A 15575-nucleotide genomic window follows, 5' to 3' on the forward strand; every position below is an offset into this window, starting at 1 on the left:
CGTTCGGACTTGATGCAGTGCACCAGATCTTGGCCCCTAAAAGCATAGCATCCTCTAGAGGTGTCGCCACCGAGACACTTGTCTCCACTCTACCTGAATTGGCTATGAGATCTACGCTTAGACGATGTCATTGAATAAGTCTTCGTCGACTCTCTTTCCCTTTTGACTCAAGCTTTTATGCATCTCATTCCTGTTCTTTTATTTGACAGAGGTTAATTATTCAACTTTTCTAATGCCTATTATCTTGTCCAGCCTACAAAAAAAGCAGCAAGGAACACTCATTATTTAAACATTTAATCCGATATATTACCTTGAAGGGCGAATCAAGTCAGTGGGCCCGGCAAGTTTGGGTTATACTGGGCGCAATGACCTGAACGGGGTTTTTCCCAGGGCTCACTGGCAGCAATTCACCCACCCGAAGCATTCTTGTTGTTCGAGCAAATAAACAAAAGGAATTGCTATGCCTATTATAGGATCAAATGCAGGAAGCACCGCTTCTTTATTCGTTCGTAACAATAATGAGTCACTAGATAATTCAATCAGACGACTCTCATCGGGCAGCAGATTAGCGAACCCCTTAGCAGACGCCGCTGGCGTTGCCGTAAGTGGGAAACTGGATGCTGCCATACAACGGCTCTCCGCATCAAATGATGGGGCGCGTAACATCATATCATTTAGTCAAACATCAGACGGATTCTTGGGAACTGCTCAGGGCCAGCTCACTCGCCTAAGTGAACTTGCTCAGAGGGCAACAGATGGAACCTTAAGCGATGATGCACGAACAGCATTGAACACTGAATTCACTGCTATTCGTGATCAAATTGGACAGACGCTGCAGAATGCGTCATTCAATGGCACATCGCTTTTTCAAAATGGGGAAATCTCCACAGCTATTAATGATCAAGGAGACACGGACTCCATTCAGACGCAGGAATTGAATAATACAACTCTTGGTATCCAGTCACTTAGCCTTGATGATGCTGCAAGTGCCTTGGGAGCTATCTCTACATTAGATAATGCTCTAAGCACGGTAACATCAGAACGTGCCAGAGTGAATGCTGATATTTCTCGTTTCCAATTCCATGCAAATAATATTGATAACCAAAAGATCAATGTGGAGTCAGCAAATTCTAGAATCAAAGATCTAAATATTGCTGAAGAATCTACTAACTTTGCTCGAGATAGCATATTGCTAAGAGCAAGCGTTGCTATGGTAAGTCAATCAAATGCTGCAAATGCTAGCGTCTTAGGATTGTTAAAATAACAGAAACTGATAAATCATTTAATTCATCTTCCGATATAGCTCATAAGTCATTATGTCGGAAGAGCAAAAGTATCTATTAAGAACTGAAAAAGGCGACTTAGGGCCAGTTATTCGTAAAGAGATCGTCCAGCTCCTTCTAACCAATAAAATATCGGACCTTACACCATGTTGTAAAGTTGGAGAGAATAATTGGTCCCTAGTTTCCGACCACGTCCAAGTGGCGGTCGGGAAAGAGACACGACCATTAAGTGTGACAAAAAAAACAGTTCGCATCACCTTTCCTTCAGGAATGCGTTAAACCCGAATGGTGCCATAGAGACTAAAAGGTCTGCACAAGATCTTGACCTCAAGTTTTTTAGACACCTCGCTCAACTTCTATAACATCATCAAGGGTAAAATGATAATCTGATAGGTCTTTATCATTAGACAGACCCCACAACAAGAGTGACAACGGAAGCTAAGCTGTTTAAACAAAAGAGATGCCTCCTTCTCAGGGACTCAGCACTAATAAGACACTCCAGCTTTTAGCCAAGACGGCCATTCTCATTTCTACGAGTGTTTACTTTATCTTTGTTTGCCTTAATTTCTGGGGAGGGTCTGATATTCATTTCGCCAGTGGAAACCCAAAACTAGGTGACCTCCAACAACACTATGCTGCTGGGGTCTTCTGGTCTAAAAATAAGATTCAAGATCTTTATCAAGGCTTTCATTTAGGAGAATGGCTCAACCAATGGCATAAGGATGCGTGGCGGGAGCCTTCCAGCAATATCCATTCCTTCAACTACGTCTACGCACCTTTACTTGCAGAGATTAGCTCATGCCTACTGGTATTTTCGTGGCCTACTATTTTGAATTCCTGGTTCAATCTCATTGTATTCTTCTATCTGTTAGCATGCGGGATCCTTATTTATACACACTCGAAGATTAAGCAACTCCGTGACCGCAACATGCTTATCCTGCTATTACTAGGATTCCCTAGCTTTTATTACACTTTAATACTATTTCAAAACAACACCTTGACTCTTCTCATCATTGTTTGCACAGGATTGCTTTTAAATAAAGGCATGCCGATTATTGCTGGACTAGTCCTCTCTTGTGCTTTTTACAAACCTCAATACATGCCTTACTTCTGTTTATTTGGCTTATTCGCCTTTCCATTACGCTTTAGCTTAGCTCTTGTTACCGGTAATCTTCTCTGGCTTGGACTGGGGATTTTAGTCTGTGGATTGGAGGCACATTACCTCTGGTTTTCGAGCCTTGAAGATATGTCCTCTGGCATTCAATTTCAAAGATATGGACTCAATCAATCTTGGCATGGCTTCTTCCTAATGGCTTTTCCATCTCTTCCACGTATAGGCATCGACCTTTTTTGTCACGCACTCGCATTCTTCTCACTAATACTGCTTGGCTTGCTCTGCCGCCTTGCCCCCACAAAAATACCCTGGCAACCAGCTTACTCACTATATGCCTGTGTGGTAAGTTGGCTGCTTGTTTCACCTTATGTAGGTCATTATGAAATTCTACTAACTGTTCCCTTTTGGTTTTGCTTATTACGTCGCCCCAACTTTTCTGCTTTGGATAAGTCCCTCATCGCTGCATCCATTGTGCTAATTAGCATGTTTTCTATTACCGGGCAGACAGCCTCTGTGAATATCACCTCGCCGATACTTACCTGCTGGTTTTTATATAGCTATCTGATCTGCTTAGACTGGAAAGCCTTGCCCTACACCTGGCAACAATTATTTCAAAAAAGCAGAAAAATGATTTACAGTGAAAAGCCTCTAAGCCATCGACTTCTTTCTATATTGAAAACGACCTATTAGATGGATCAAGAAACACCCAATACTCCCCAAGGTCAAACCGATCAGCGTGCACCCTAGAAAGAGAGGTTTCCACCCAAGACTCAACATTTCCTGCCAGTTATGCAAATCAAACGCAATACTATTACAACCCAGCAAATATGAACCAACCTGAAAAGCCCCCAAATAGTAAAAGGGGGCTACAAAGGGATTCGTAAGCAACTGGACAAGAATGGTTATAGGCATATTTGCGCGAAAAATAACTGCCAAAGCAACCGCTAAGGGGAATTGAATGCCATAAAAAGGCGACGTAGCAAGGAGAATCCCTATCAACCATCCTTTAGCAAGGGTATCAGGCCTCATAAGCCAAAGCTCCTTACTTAAAAAGGAATCCCCAAACCACTTGTAGAAGAAGCCTTTCCTTAACTTCCTACGTGATATGCCATTTCTGGCCAATGATCGCCAAATACGAAAAGTCATAATTGATATTCTTTTAGGTCATTTCGAGCCTAACTCCAGAACTTAAACATAGTATCGTCGCAACGGGTTCAATTATTAATAGTGATATGGAGCTCAGGCCACCCGAATATAAGGCCTAGACAGCATGCTGCAACCGTTCTGCAATCTCATGTGGCAAACCAGCATCGATAATTTTCTTCTGTGTTTTTTCTAGATCATAGGGAACTCTCCGGAATTCAATCGTATTTTTATTAATATCGAAGACAACATAACTAGACTTCCAATTGTGATCGCGAGGTTGTCCAACTGACCCAACATTTACAAGATATCTTGAGCTCTTTGCTAGTTCTACTGGGCGGTCGTGGTTAAGCTCACGAACATCACCTTCTTTTAAAAAAATCTGCGCGACATGCGTGTGTCCAATAAAGCATAGCTGCGTGAACTGGTAGATGAAACTGTTCCCAGCTTCTAGTGCAGATGATATATAGTTCCAATTTTCGGGATCATCTAATGACGAATGCACTATTGTATAGCCCTGTACGCGCCGTTTCATAGGAATTTTGCGCAAGAAACTTTTTTCTTCTTCGTTCAAAGCTTCTCTCGAGAACGCAATCCCTTCTCCTGCCATAGCATTATAATTTTTGGCTTCGCTAGTGGCTGACACCATCTCATCATGATTTCCCTTCACAATGGGACAGCCCAACTCCCGTACGACTTTGAGGCACTCCTTAGGATTTGCATTATAGCCTACGATGTCACCCAAACAAACTGGATGCGTAACTCCTATACGAGTCATGTCATCAAGTACAGCAGTTAATGCCTCAAAGTTACTATGAATATCACTAAAGACACCAAATTTCACATGAACTCCTCAACCTAGACCTTTCAAGTATCTACTTAAACTCGCATTATGCAATAGAAGTTGAACGAGCCGCCTATAAGCTTGCGCCACAAGGAAAAGAGAGTCGACAGACATTTATCCGAAGGCAACACCTCTAGACTCTATGTTTCTTGAGGCCAAGATCTTATACAGATCTTTAAGTCTCTACTACATCATTCGGCTTAAATAACGGAGAGTAAATTTGAATCCATCGCAAGACAAATAAAAAGACCAAATAAGGCCGTTTTCTACAGAACTTTCATAGATCATTTCTTCAATCTTCAAAGACACTTCACACAACATTTGCAGAAGAGGTCAAAGTATGCTTTTGTATCAAAGAATGAAATCTGACTTTGGAGAGATTCTTCTTAAATACTGCTTAAGGAAGCTTTCGGGCTGCTTTATCGTAGAGAGCAAGGGGAATCGAGGTATTATTTATCTTATCGAAGGATTAGTCGTTCATTCGGAGGTCAACAAACTCACTGGACTACCTGCTTTCTTGCAATTTTTTACCTGGCCATCCCCTGAGCGCTTTGAATGGACTCTTAATATGGGGGCGAAAGAGCAAACTATGGCACTTTCATATGAAGCTGTAGTAGTGATGATTTCATACGCTGAGACAGTTACGATTGGCGAAGATAACCACCCAGAACTTGTGGAAGATGAGCCTTATGATCACATAGACCTAGCTCTGGAAATTATGCAAGGGGACAAGCCTTTTCAGTACCCCATTAAAACAAAGCAGGTTCGTGTAGGTAGATCCTCTGCTAACGACCTCGTCCTAGAGGACCCCTCTGTCTCTCGAAAACACGCTTTCTTAACGCTCTTTCAAGATGGTTTAGTCGTTCATGATATAGGCTCAAGCAATGGAACTTTTATTGAGCAAGAAGCTATATCTCTATGTAAACTTGAAAGAAACCAGTACATTTTCTTTGGCCACGTGCGCTGCAAATTAATTGAAACCCCAAATTCTCAAACACTAAAGGCTAGCAAGGCTCCGAGGATGGTCACAAAGACAACCCGAATTCCAGTCACCAATTACCAAGCTAAAGAAAAAGACTCAGAAGTCAGTGCCAAATAAAAATTATGACCAGACCGAATCAGGAATAGCCACTAATATAGCTGTCAAGAAGACATTTAGGAAGGCTAGTGGAATAAAGACTTTCCACCCTAAATTCATCAACTGATCATAACGAAATCTGGGTAGTGTCCACCTCACCCAGATAAAGATAAACATAAAACAAGCCATTTTGGCAATGAACACGAAGACCTGGAGTAAGCCAACCCACCATGCATCTCCCAAAGTCTCCATTCCAGGGAAATACCAACCTCCGAAGAACAGCGTCACCATGATGCATGAGGAAACAATCATTGCCGCATATTCTCCTAAGAAAAAGAGAGCAAATTTCATAGAAGCATACTCTGTATGATATCCCCCCACCAATTCAGTCTCACACTCTGCTAGATCAAATGGCAAACGATTTGTTTCCGCAAAAGCAGAAATCAAGAAGTAGACAAAAGTAATAAATAGAGGCACCGATAAAACGATGGATTTTAAGCTTACATTTGAGAAATTGAAGAAGTCAGCAGGATTCAATAAATTAATAAGAGGAAAAGCCAACCAACCATTCGTTTGTTGGAAGGAAATAATCTCACCGAGGTTTAACTCACTGACAACCAAGAATACAGGGACTACGGATAAGCCCATCGTTAATTCATAGGATATCATCTGTGCAGAGGCCCGGATACCACCAAGAAAGGGAAACTTAGAATTTGAGGCCCATCCAGCCAAAACAATTCCGTAAACACTTATTGAAACTATGGCAAAGAAAAATAGCACGCCTACATTCAGATCAGCAATTGTTAGAGGAACGACGAATGCCTCTAGAACTTCCTCATTTAAGGTGATAGACCAAGAAAATAAGCCCAACAGCCACTGTGTAAAAGAGTTTGTTACTAGCCATTCTACAAAAGGACGTAGATTCAAGACATCTCCGAAAGGAACGATAGATACAGTTAGCAAAGCAGGCACCATAGAGATAATAGGTGCCATCGTGAAGTAGAGCTTTCTGACATGCTCTGGAGTATACTCTTCTTTTAAAAGAAACTTAACGCCATCACAGATTGGTTGCAGCAAGCCTAAAGGCCCTACTCTGTTTGGACCGATGCGATCTTGAATCATGGCACTGAAGCGTCTCTCAGCAACTACACTGTATGCCACCATAAATAAGACCAAACCCACGATTGCTGCACACTTAACTAAGGAAACAAGGATGACTGTTATTAAACCAGCGCTTATCATGATCGGGGCTAATAAATTTTAATATCTAAACCCAAATCAGTAATCTTGCCCCAATTTAAGCCTTTGAGTGGTTTTAAATTTTTTACCATAGACTGGAATAGGTCATCAAATGAATGAACACCATTACCACAACCCGTTACCTCTCGCAAACGACAAAGTACCTCCCAATCTTCTTTTCCCTTGCCAGGAACAGCCACGGCCTTGTTTAAGCGCTGTAATCTTGAGTGCACATTGATCATAGTTCCTCGCTTCTCCACAAAGCCAGCAACAGGCAAAACAAAAGAAGCTAGATCTGAGGTTGTATTTTTGAGGATTGAAGCAGTAATCAAGAAGTCTAATTTTTCAAGATCTTGACTTACAAAACCTGCCTCAGTCAAATCTTCTTGCCAGGCAATCATACACTTAATACTGCCATCCCTGACGCCCTTTAGAATTTTTTTGAGGTTTTTCCCTCTGTTGGAGACGCCCGTCATCGTTGCACCTAGTGTATTAGAGTTGCAATCTTGACTCCTCAAAAAATTATCTCCCTCTTGTGGTCTAGAAATCACATCCATAAAGACAACACTAAGTTCATCAGCCCATGTTTTGAGCAGGAAAAGCTCCTCGTTTGTCATCCGAGCAGAGGCAATGATTGCTATTTCTTCTCCTTTGAATTTTTTAATTTGTTTACCAATTTCAAGATAAATTTGTTCCCAAGTGGTGATGAATCGCAGTTTACCTTTACCCATATGAGGTTCAGTAATTCTTTTCTCATCTTGCAGGTAGTGAAAACCCAGCCGACCTTTATCGCACATCCAATGAGAATTCACCGCATCGTTAGAACGAGGTGTAAATCTGTAGACAGTATCCTGTCGTGAGCCTACCGTAATATTGCAGCCTGTGCCACAACCGCTACAAACACTCTTTGTTTCCTTCAAAAACCAAACGCGCATCTTGAAACGAAAGTCTTTACTGGTCAAGGCCCCGACCGGGCAAATGTCAACTGTATTAAGTGAGTAAGGGTTATCAAAACGTTGCCCTTCATGCGCCGCGATTGCATTATAGCTCCCACGGTTTACAATTCCGAGAATGTCATCATTTACTACTTCATTAGCGAAACGGACACAACGCGTACAGAGAACGCAGCGCTCATCATCAAGGACAATCCTCTCGCCTAAATCGACATTCTTTGGTTTTTTAACTTTATCCTCAACAAAACGACTTTCTCCCGATCCATACTCTGTCGAATATTCTTGGAGCTTACATTCACCTGCTTGATCACAAATCGGGCAGTCAAGCGGATGATTTATAAGAAGAAACTCCATAATAGCTTTGCGGCACTCCTTTGCTAACGGGGAATCTGTGCGCACTCCCATACCTTCTGTTACAGGGGTAGCACAACCAATTTGAGGTTTTGGAATCCACATGAGCTCAGGCTTACCATTTTTATCAATAATAGGCTTGCGTTCTGGATCCCTTTTAGGCATTCCCATTTCAAAAAGGCACATCCTACAATTTCCAGAAATGCTTAACTTCGGGTGATAACAGTAGTGCGGTATGAATTCACCGAAACTCTTGGCCACTTCCACGACATTAAGGCCCTTAGGTACTTCTACCCATTCGCCATTAAAATGGATATTCACCATCTCTTCCCTATTGGCAGGAATGTCGTGATTAAAAGGGTTCATGGAATGCTTTTTCACCATTTTATTTCCTAACCGTGCTTTCATTCGCGCTATCTACACCAACAGCTTTTGCATCAAATTCGTCTCCAAATTTATCAATAAAACTTTGCACTGGCCAGGAGCAAGCTTCCCCGAAAGCACATATTGTCCGACCGGCAATATTATCTGCAACATTCTTCAACAATCCGGTATCCTCCTCTCTTGCATGACCATGATGCATACGGTGAATAATCTTTTTCATCCATAAAGCTCCTTCACGACAAGGTGTGCACTGACCACAGGACTCATGAGCGTAGAATTCAGAAATATTAGCCAGGCATGCCACCATATCACGCGTGTTATCCATTACAATCACTCCACCTGAACCAGCCATGGAACCAGCAGCCATCAATGAATCAAAGTCTAAGGGAATATCCTCCAACCCAATGTCTCTTTCCTCAAAAGAGCCGTCCGCTTTCTTAGACTTTAACTTATAAATATCCCCTGCTCTCAGCACTTTTGCAGAAGAACCCCCAGGGATAATTGCTTTGAGCTTATTGCCATTTCGAATGCCACCACAAATATCATAAAGTAATTCGCCCATAGTTAGAGCCCCGACCGCAAACTCATAATAGCCAGGCTTTTTTACATCACCACTGACACATAGAATTCTTGTGCCTGTATTGTTAGGCTTGCCGATTTTGGCGTATTCAGCCCCACCCATATCAACCACATGCTTGACGTGACATAGAGTTTCCACGTTGTTCACGATTGTGGGGCACATATATAAACCCAACACTGCCGGGAAGTAGGGAGGTTTGATACGGGGATATGGACGTTTACCTTCTAATGATTCAATAAGACCAGTTTCCTCGCCGCAAATGTAAGCACCTGCCCCACGGTGGACATAGATTTCTAAGTCATAGCCCGAACCTTGAATATTCCTTCCCAGAAATCCTTTAGCATGAGCCTCTTTAATTGCTTTCTCTAGAATCCTGGCCCCTTCAATAAATTCACCTCTAATATAGAGATAGGCTAAGTTTACTTTATTCGCATAGCAGGAAATCGCCATACCCTCGATAAGTTGATGAGGATCTTTGTAGATAATTTGCCGGTCCTTGAAAGTTCCGGGCTCAGATTCATCTGCATTACAGACCAAGTAAATTGGCTTGTCTGCTTTTTCAATATTGATAAAGCTCCACTTCATCCCACATGAAAACCCTGCTCCGCCCCGCCCTCTTAGTTGAGAAACTTTTACTTCATCTCGGATTTTCTGGCACTTCATTTTCAGAGCTTTCTTGAGCACCTCATAACCTCCGTGCTTGATGTAGCATTTGATGTCATTGGTGTAGCCCTCTACATCGATGTGCTTGAAAATTAACCTATACTCTTCAACCGCCATAATCCTTACTCATACTTAGCCACTAGCTCTTTAACTTTGTTTGGCGTTACATTCTCGTAAAAATCTTCGTTTACCATCACGACTGGGGCTGCGCCACAAGACGCCAAACACTCCACAAACTCCACCGTAAACTTGCCATCTTTACTGCTCACACCATGATCATCTGCGCCTTTAGTTTTACCTATCGATTTTACAAACTTATTGAACGTCTCATAAGCACCGCCTAACTCACAAGATAATGTACGACAAACTTTTATATGATAAGTTCCTATGGCATGTTCGCGAAACATAGGATAAAATGTTACCACTTCTAAAACATGAATTTTCTGAAGTTCTAGTTTGCCCGCTATCCACTCTACCGCTTCTTCCGAGATATACCCAAATGTTTCTTGCCACAAATGCAAGAGCGGCAAAACTCCGCTTCTCTTTGAAACGGGATAGTGCGAGATAAGCTCATTTGCCTTTTTAGTAAAGGCGGGGGTTGGCTCATGCTTCTCAGTGTCCTTGGCAGGTGCTATCATTTAAATTCTCCATTTGCATCCACAACTTTGCCATTTATAAAAGTAATACTCGCTCTCGATCCCCCTGATTCATACTTATAAGTCGTCCCACTCAATCCTAGAACCTTACTAGTCTTCACCTCATTTGGCTTACCAATCAAATCCTTAACTTCTGCTTCCGTCATTCCATGAGAAATTAAAGTAAAATTATCATTCGTTAATTTAGAACCACAAGCCCCTAAGCATAGGGTGCATAACAGCCATAAAAATAACGATCTTACACCTAATCTCCTTCTGCCCATATTTAATCTCTAACGATCACACTCACCCATCACAAAATCAAGGCTTCCCAAAATCGCTACGACATCACTCACTGTATTACCTGGCAGCAAAGTTGGTAATATACTCAGATTCACGAAAGACGGAGCGCGAATCTTGAGCCGGTGCGGAACACCTCCGCCCTTACTGCTTATGAAAAAGCCAAGTTCACCCTTGGGATTTTCTGCTCCAAAATACACTTCTCCCACTGGTGCATCCATCCCCTGAGTAACAATCATAAACTGCTGTATGAGCTCTTCCATCTTTGTCAAAACTTCTTCCTTTTCTGGAAGAATATTCTTAGGATCTTCCACATAGATGGGGCCATCTGGTAAATGCTTAATGGCCTGCTCTAAAATTCTCACACTCTGACGCACCTCTTCCATGCGAACAAGGTAGCGATCATAAGCATCACCCACAGACCCCAAAGGAACTTCAAAGTCGTAATTTTCATAACCCAAGTAAGGCTTGTGTTTACGTAAATCATAGTCGACCCCAGAACCACGTAAATTTGGACCTGTTAAACCATAGCTAATTGCATCCTCGCGAGAGATTACGGCAATGTCTCTAGTCCTATCAACGAAGATACGGTTCTTCGTCAATAAGTTATCGATTTCATCGATGCGATCCGGCATTTGTTTAACAAAGGCTTTTAACTGATCAATCCAACCCTCAGGCAAGTCTCTGGATAAGCCTCCAACCCTCGTATAGGAGGTGGTGAAGCGTGCACCTGTAAGTGCTTCAATTAAATTGTAAGCCTTTTCTCTTTCAGTGAAGGTGTAGAGAAAGACAGTCATGGCACCACAATCCATTCCATAGCAACCAATTCCCAACCAATGCGCTGAAATTCTAGCTAACTCACAACAGATTACTCTAATAGCCTTGGCACGCTCAGGCAGCTCATAGCCAAACAACTTCTCTACTGCACACGTATAAGCGACATTGTTGGCTAATGGAGCTAAATAATCCAAACGGTCTGTATAAGGAATAAACTGAGTCCATGTCATGTTTTCAGCGATTTTTTCATCGCCCCGATGAAGATACCCCACATCAGGCATCGCCTTGGTAATGATTTCGCCATCCAACTCTAGCACAATACGCAAAACTCCATGAGTCGCTGGGTGGCTCGGCCCCATATTGAGAACTAACTTATCGCCAGCCAGGTCCGATTGATCCTCCAATTGCTGAGAAGCAGTAGTAGCTGTATCTGGCACTTCTATTTCTGTAACATCTCTGGGCATCTTCTTATTATAAACAATCCGATTATTGGATATCTGGGGCTTTCGACCTGGGCTCACGATCTTTAGTTAAATCCGCAGATGAAGTTACAAATGGCCCACCTTCTAGCGGAGCCGGACGACTAAATGCAATATCAGGCATATCTGTTTCCTTACCTTCTAGAGGAAACTCCTTGCGCAACGGGAAAAATGGGTAGCCATCCCACATCAAAATGCGACGCAAATCAGGATGTCCTTGGAACTTAATGCCCATCATGTCATAGACCTCGCGTTCATGCCAATTAGCTGTTTTCCACTCGCCTACGACTGTTGGCAGGACTGCGTCATCTTCACTAATCGGCACCTTCACCCGCAAATGTTGCTGAGTCTCCAAACAACAAAGCTCATAGACTACTTCAAATCGAGGATCTTCACCATAATTGTCAATCGAGCAAATATCTAGCAGCATATCAAAGCCACTTTCTGCTTTTAATGTCTTCATGACTTCTAAGAAAATGTCTTTGGGGACAGTCCAACTCATTTCTTCACGAAACTCCGGATGCACTTTAATTTTCCGAGGGAATTTTTCCTTCATGGCCTTGGTTAATTCACTCAGATCGCTCATCACTAATCAGGCTACTACTGTTTTCTTTTGCTCTTTCAAAGACTTCTCATTCATGATCTCGTTTTGCAATTTCATGAGACCTTCAAGTAATGCTTCAGGGCGCGGTGGACAACCAGAAATGTAAACATCTACTGGCAATAAACGGTCGATTCCCTGCAAAACTGCATAGCTCCTGTACATGCCTCCAGAACTTGCACAAGCACCCATAGCAATTACCCATTTAGGGTCTGGCATTTGGTCATAAATGCGCTTGGTAGCTAAAGCCATCTTGTAAGTCACAGTTCCCGCCACTATTAGTAAGTCTGACTGTCTTGGGGAAAACCGCATCACTTCAGCCCCGAATCTTGCAATATCGAAACGTGAGGATGCTGTCGCCATCAACTCAATCGCACAGCATGCTAACCCCATCGGCATAGGCCAAAGCGAATTCTTGCGCATCCAATTTATGGATGCATCTAGGCTGGTAAGAATGATATTGCCTTCCACCTTAGAATTGTAATTCATCTCGGTGTGTGATCCCATATAGGTGAAAGTAAATCAGCCCTTCATCAGATCAAGGGAATTATGAATAAAATACTCTCTTTTTTTCTCTCTTTTCAATATACGTTTTATGATTAATTTTACTAAAATAGTCATTAATCTTACTTATTCTAGTAAATGCTTACCTTAAAACAAGGGAGCCTGGGGTTATTCACTATTGATTTTACCTGAATTATGCAATAGAAATTAGGTGGGATGCAGAAAGATTTGAGCTACAAAAAAGAGAATGGAGGAAGATCTATGAAAAGAGCTCATACCTCTAGTAGCCTCTATGCTTCTTGGGGCCAAGATCTTGCACTGATCTTCAAATCTCTGTAGCATCATTAGGATCTTATTAAAAATTTGGGAATTTATAGTCTTGCCAATTCTCTAAAATCAACAGCTATGGAAACCAATCACTTAGAATCAGCCGTCAAGGAACGTTATGGAAAAGCCGCGCATGAGCAAGAAGCTTCGCTCTGTTGCCCCGTTTCATATAATCAAGAATATCTAAAGGTCATACCTCAGGAAGTCATCGAACGTGATTATGGCTGTGGAGATCCCTCTCAGTATGTTAACCCAGGGGAAACTGTTTTAGATTTAGGTTCCGGCACAGGAAAGATCTGCTTTATTGCCTCCCAGGTTGTAGGCCCTGAGGGCAAGGTTATAGGCGTCGACATGACTGACGAAATGTTGGGTATAGCTCGCCGGAATGCTCCCGTTATTGCCGAAAAAATAGGCTATGCTAACGTAGAATTTCGTAAAGGCCGCATTCAGGACTTGTCGCTAAACATTGAGCTGCTTGATCAAGAGCTCAAGAAAAAACCTATTACCGATGCTAATGCATTCCTAAGGGCAGATGAAACTACTGACGAGTTGCGCTTGAAGAAACCCTTGGTAGAAAGTGATAGCGTTGATGTTGTCGTGTCCAATTGCGTACTCAACTTAGTCGACTCACACCACAAACGCCAAATGTTTGATGAAATTTTTAGAGTCCTGAAGAAAGGTGGAAGAGCCGTTATTTCAGATATCGTATCGGATGAGACCGTGCCTAGGAACATGCAAGACGACCCCGAGTTATGGTCAGGCTGCATCTCTGGAGCGCTTACGGAAGAAGAATTCTTACAGGCCTTTGTTGATGCAGGATTTTATGGAGTGCAAGTCCTAAAATTTGACAAAGATCCTTGGCAGACTGTCAACGGCATTGAATTCCGCTCGCTAACACTTGAGGCTTACAAAGGCAAGCAAGGTCCCTGCTACGAGCGCAATCAGGCTGTCATTTATAAAGGGCCTTTTGCTGAAGTGCTTGATGACGATGGCCATCGACTAAAGCGCGGCGTGCGCTACGCTGTCTGCGACAAGACGTTCAACCTCTACAAGAAATCTCCCTACGCCAGTTCCTTCGAATTCATTGAGCCTTTGCAAAATATAAAGCTTGAAGACGCCAAAATTTTCGATTGCAGCGGTCCCTCGGCTCGTCGTAGAGATCCCAGAGAAACCAAGGGCCGAGACTACAACGCAACGAAGGAAAACTCACAATATTGTAATGGAGGAAATGGGGCTTCTAATTCCTGCTGCTGATATGCGGGCTAGTGACCCATTCCTTACCACTCTCAAAGAACATCACTCGACACTAGATCGAAGTCGAACAGAAATACTTCAGATCAATGTAGGAAAGCTTTGTAATATCACCTGTGTCCATTGCCATGTCAATGCAGGACCTGCTCGCAAGGAAATCATCACTCGACAGACAATCGATCAAATCCTTCCGTGGCTTAAGAGGATGGATCATATCCATACAGTAGACCTGACAGGAGGCACTCCTGAAATGATCCCTGACTTCCGCTACCTCATTAATGAGCTAAAAAAGATCCCTCACATCCGCACCATCATGGACCGCCTTAATGCGACTATTCTAGTTGAACCAGGATTCGAATGGGCATCCAATTTCTTGGCAGATCATAAGATTACACTGATTGCCTCAATGCCTTGTTACTCTCCACAGAATGTAAACAAACAGAGAGGACAGCGTGTCTTTGAGCGCAGCATAAAAGCTTTTCAAATGCTCAATGAACTAGGCTACGGCAAAAACAATGAACTCATCCTAAACTTTGTCTACAACCCCAATGGCGCATTCCTACCTCCCGACCAAAAGAAACTTGAAGCCGACTACAAACGCGAAATGAAAAAGCATTTCGACATCGACTTCAACCACCTCTACACCATCACTAATATGCCTATCGCCCGCTTTGCTTCCTACCTTAAAAGAAACGGAGCATACGAAAGTTACATGAACACCCTCAAGGAAGCATTTAACCCATCATCTGTTGATGGCCTCATGTGCAAGAACACGCTTAGCATAGGCTGGCAGGGAGAAGTCTATGATTGCGATTTCAATCAACAGCTCGCTATGCGCTGGAAAAACGGAAACCCAAAGAAAAATTTATTTCTATGGGACATCAAGCCCGAGGACATCTCAGACCGCCCCATTCTTACTGGGACCCACTGCTTTGGCTGCACCGCTGGTGCCGGCTCTTCTTGTGGTGGAGCTTTAACTTAATAATCAAATGAAATTTTAATCTGAATGGTCTAACAGATCTTGAATCTGAAGCGCAAAAGCTTGAGCCATCAAGTCGATCACATCCTC

At 42.7% G+C, this 15575-nt stretch carries 16 protein-coding genes; 6 read left to right on the plus strand and 10 right to left on the minus strand.

What is annotated here, in order from left to right:
• The first annotated feature begins 460 nt into the window (after positions 1–460).
• The 3 genes from AAGA18_03975 to AAGA18_03985 all read left to right on the plus strand — a co-directional run bounded on the left by AAGA18_03975 (position 461) and on the right by AAGA18_03985 (position 3087).
• Entirely contained in the window at positions 461–1264 is an 804-nt protein-coding gene (locus AAGA18_03975) for a flagellin (protein ID MEM9444489.1), read from the plus strand.
• A gap of 52 nt (positions 1265–1316) precedes the next feature.
• Positions 1317–1562, plus strand: a complete 246-nt coding sequence (locus AAGA18_03980; GenBank protein MEM9444490.1) for a hypothetical protein — start codon at positions 1317–1319, stop codon at positions 1560–1562.
• Between the two features lie 181 nt (positions 1563–1743).
• Positions 1744–3087 carry a glycosyltransferase family 87 protein gene (locus AAGA18_03985; protein ID MEM9444491.1) on the plus strand — a complete coding sequence of 448 codons (1344 nt, stop codon included), beginning with the start codon at positions 1744–1746 and terminating at the stop codon, positions 3085–3087.
• On the opposite strand, the gene AAGA18_03990 is transcribed toward AAGA18_03985, so the two are convergent.
• Entirely contained in the window at positions 3046–3543 is a 498-nt protein-coding gene (locus AAGA18_03990) for a DUF2062 domain-containing protein (GenBank protein MEM9444492.1), read from the minus strand. The two genes, AAGA18_03985 and AAGA18_03990, sit on opposite strands and share 42 nt — an antisense overlap.
• A gap of 115 nt (positions 3544–3658) precedes the next feature.
• Positions 3659–4384 (minus strand): metallophosphoesterase family protein, encoded by a 726-nt coding sequence (locus AAGA18_03995; protein ID MEM9444493.1) that lies wholly within the window; start codon positions 4382–4384, stop codon positions 3659–3661.
• A 358-nt stretch (positions 4385–4742) separates the two neighbouring features.
• On the opposite strand from AAGA18_03995, the gene AAGA18_04000 reads away from it, so the two are divergent.
• A complete protein-coding gene (locus AAGA18_04000; GenBank protein ID MEM9444494.1) occupies positions 4743–5483 on the plus strand; it encodes an FHA domain-containing protein in 741 nt (246 codons plus the stop codon).
• A gap of 3 nt (positions 5484–5486) precedes the next feature.
• On the opposite strand, the gene AAGA18_04005 is transcribed toward AAGA18_04000, so the two are convergent.
• From AAGA18_04005 to nuoB, 8 genes are read right to left on the minus strand one after another with little or no spacing between them, the layout of a single operon-like run.
• Positions 5487–6704 carry an NADH-quinone oxidoreductase subunit H gene (locus AAGA18_04005; protein ID MEM9444495.1) on the minus strand — a complete coding sequence of 406 codons (1218 nt, stop codon included), beginning with the start codon at positions 6702–6704 and terminating at the stop codon, positions 5487–5489.
• Positions 6705–6712: 8 nt separating this feature from the next.
• Positions 6713–8413, minus strand: a complete 1701-nt coding sequence (locus AAGA18_04010; protein MEM9444496.1) for a molybdopterin-dependent oxidoreductase — start codon at positions 8411–8413, stop codon at positions 6713–6715.
• Positions 8391–9749 (minus strand): NADH-quinone oxidoreductase subunit NuoF, encoded by a 1359-nt coding sequence (nuoF, locus tag AAGA18_04015; protein MEM9444497.1) that lies wholly within the window; start codon positions 9747–9749, stop codon positions 8391–8393. The genes AAGA18_04010 and nuoF overlap by 23 nt, the downstream gene beginning before the upstream one ends.
• Before the next feature lie 5 nt (positions 9750–9754).
• Entirely contained in the window at positions 9755–10270 is a 516-nt protein-coding gene (locus AAGA18_04020) for an NAD(P)H-dependent oxidoreductase subunit E (GenBank protein MEM9444498.1), read from the minus strand.
• Positions 10267–10551: a hypothetical protein gene (locus AAGA18_04025; GenBank protein MEM9444499.1), complete on the minus strand. Its 285-nt coding sequence runs from the start codon at positions 10549–10551 to the stop codon at positions 10267–10269. The genes AAGA18_04020 and AAGA18_04025 overlap by 4 nt, the downstream gene beginning before the upstream one ends.
• Before the next feature lie 9 nt (positions 10552–10560).
• Positions 10561–11808 carry an NADH dehydrogenase (quinone) subunit D gene (gene nuoD / locus AAGA18_04030; GenBank protein ID MEM9444500.1) on the minus strand — a complete coding sequence of 416 codons (1248 nt, stop codon included), beginning with the start codon at positions 11806–11808 and terminating at the stop codon, positions 10561–10563.
• Between the two features lie 22 nt (positions 11809–11830).
• Positions 11831–12409, minus strand: coding sequence for an NADH-quinone oxidoreductase subunit C (locus tag AAGA18_04035; protein ID MEM9444501.1), 579 nt, complete (start codon positions 12407–12409; stop codon positions 11831–11833).
• 6 nt (positions 12410–12415) lie between these two features.
• Entirely contained in the window at positions 12416–12913 is a 498-nt protein-coding gene (gene nuoB / locus AAGA18_04040) for an NADH-quinone oxidoreductase subunit NuoB (protein ID MEM9444502.1), read from the minus strand.
• Between the two features lie 420 nt (positions 12914–13333).
• On the opposite strand from nuoB, the gene AAGA18_04045 reads away from it, so the two are divergent.
• Complete coding sequence (locus AAGA18_04045; GenBank protein MEM9444503.1) at positions 13334–14509, plus strand: methyltransferase domain-containing protein; 1176 nt, start codon at positions 13334–13336, stop codon at positions 14507–14509.
• Entirely contained in the window at positions 14484–15488 is a 1005-nt protein-coding gene (arsS, locus tag AAGA18_04050; GenBank protein MEM9444504.1) for an arsenosugar biosynthesis radical SAM (seleno)protein ArsS, read from the plus strand. The genes AAGA18_04045 and arsS overlap by 26 nt, the downstream gene beginning before the upstream one ends.
• Positions 15489–15575 lie beyond the last annotated feature (87 nt).

The organism is Verrucomicrobiota bacterium (assembly GCA_039192515.1).
In the GTDB taxonomy this organism is placed as follows: Bacteria; Verrucomicrobiota; Verrucomicrobiia; order Methylacidiphilales; family JBCCWR01; genus JBCCWR01.

Excerpts from the sequence above, each read along its gene's own strand:
- AAGA18_03975 (MEM9444489.1), top strand. The coding sequence starts at position 461 with ATGCCTATTATAGGATCAAATGCAGGAAGCACCGCTTCTTTATTCGTT.
- AAGA18_03980 (MEM9444490.1), top strand. The coding sequence starts at position 1,317 with ATGTCGGAAGAGCAAAAGTATCTATTAAGAACTGAAAAAGGCGACTTA.
- AAGA18_03985 (MEM9444491.1), top strand. The coding sequence starts at position 1,744 with ATGCCTCCTTCTCAGGGACTCAGCACTAATAAGACACTCCAGCTTTTA.
- AAGA18_03990 (MEM9444492.1), bottom strand. The coding sequence starts at position 3,543 with ATGACTTTTCGTATTTGGCGATCATTGGCCAGAAATGGCATATCACGT.
- AAGA18_04000 (MEM9444494.1), top strand. The coding sequence starts at position 4,743 with ATGAAATCTGACTTTGGAGAGATTCTTCTTAAATACTGCTTAAGGAAG.
- AAGA18_04005 (MEM9444495.1), bottom strand. The coding sequence starts at position 6,704 with ATGATAAGCGCTGGTTTAATAACAGTCATCCTTGTTTCCTTAGTTAAG.
- AAGA18_04010 (MEM9444496.1), bottom strand. The coding sequence starts at position 8,413 with ATGAAAGCACGGTTAGGAAATAAAATGGTGAAAAAGCATTCCATGAAC.
- nuoF (MEM9444497.1), bottom strand. The coding sequence starts at position 9,749 with ATGGCGGTTGAAGAGTATAGGTTAATTTTCAAGCACATCGATGTAGAG.
- AAGA18_04020 (MEM9444498.1), bottom strand. The coding sequence starts at position 10,270 with ATGATAGCACCTGCCAAGGACACTGAGAAGCATGAGCCAACCCCCGCC.
- AAGA18_04025 (MEM9444499.1), bottom strand. The coding sequence starts at position 10,551 with ATGGGCAGAAGGAGATTAGGTGTAAGATCGTTATTTTTATGGCTGTTA.
- nuoD (MEM9444500.1), bottom strand. The coding sequence starts at position 11,808 with ATGCCCAGAGATGTTACAGAAATAGAAGTGCCAGATACAGCTACTACT.
- AAGA18_04035 (MEM9444501.1), bottom strand. The coding sequence starts at position 12,409 with ATGAGCGATCTGAGTGAATTAACCAAGGCCATGAAGGAAAAATTCCCT.
- nuoB (MEM9444502.1), bottom strand. The coding sequence starts at position 12,913 with ATGAATTACAATTCTAAGGTGGAAGGCAATATCATTCTTACCAGCCTA.
- AAGA18_04045 (MEM9444503.1), top strand. The coding sequence starts at position 13,334 with ATGGAAACCAATCACTTAGAATCAGCCGTCAAGGAACGTTATGGAAAA.
- arsS (MEM9444504.1), top strand. The coding sequence starts at position 14,484 with ATGGGGCTTCTAATTCCTGCTGCTGATATGCGGGCTAGTGACCCATTC.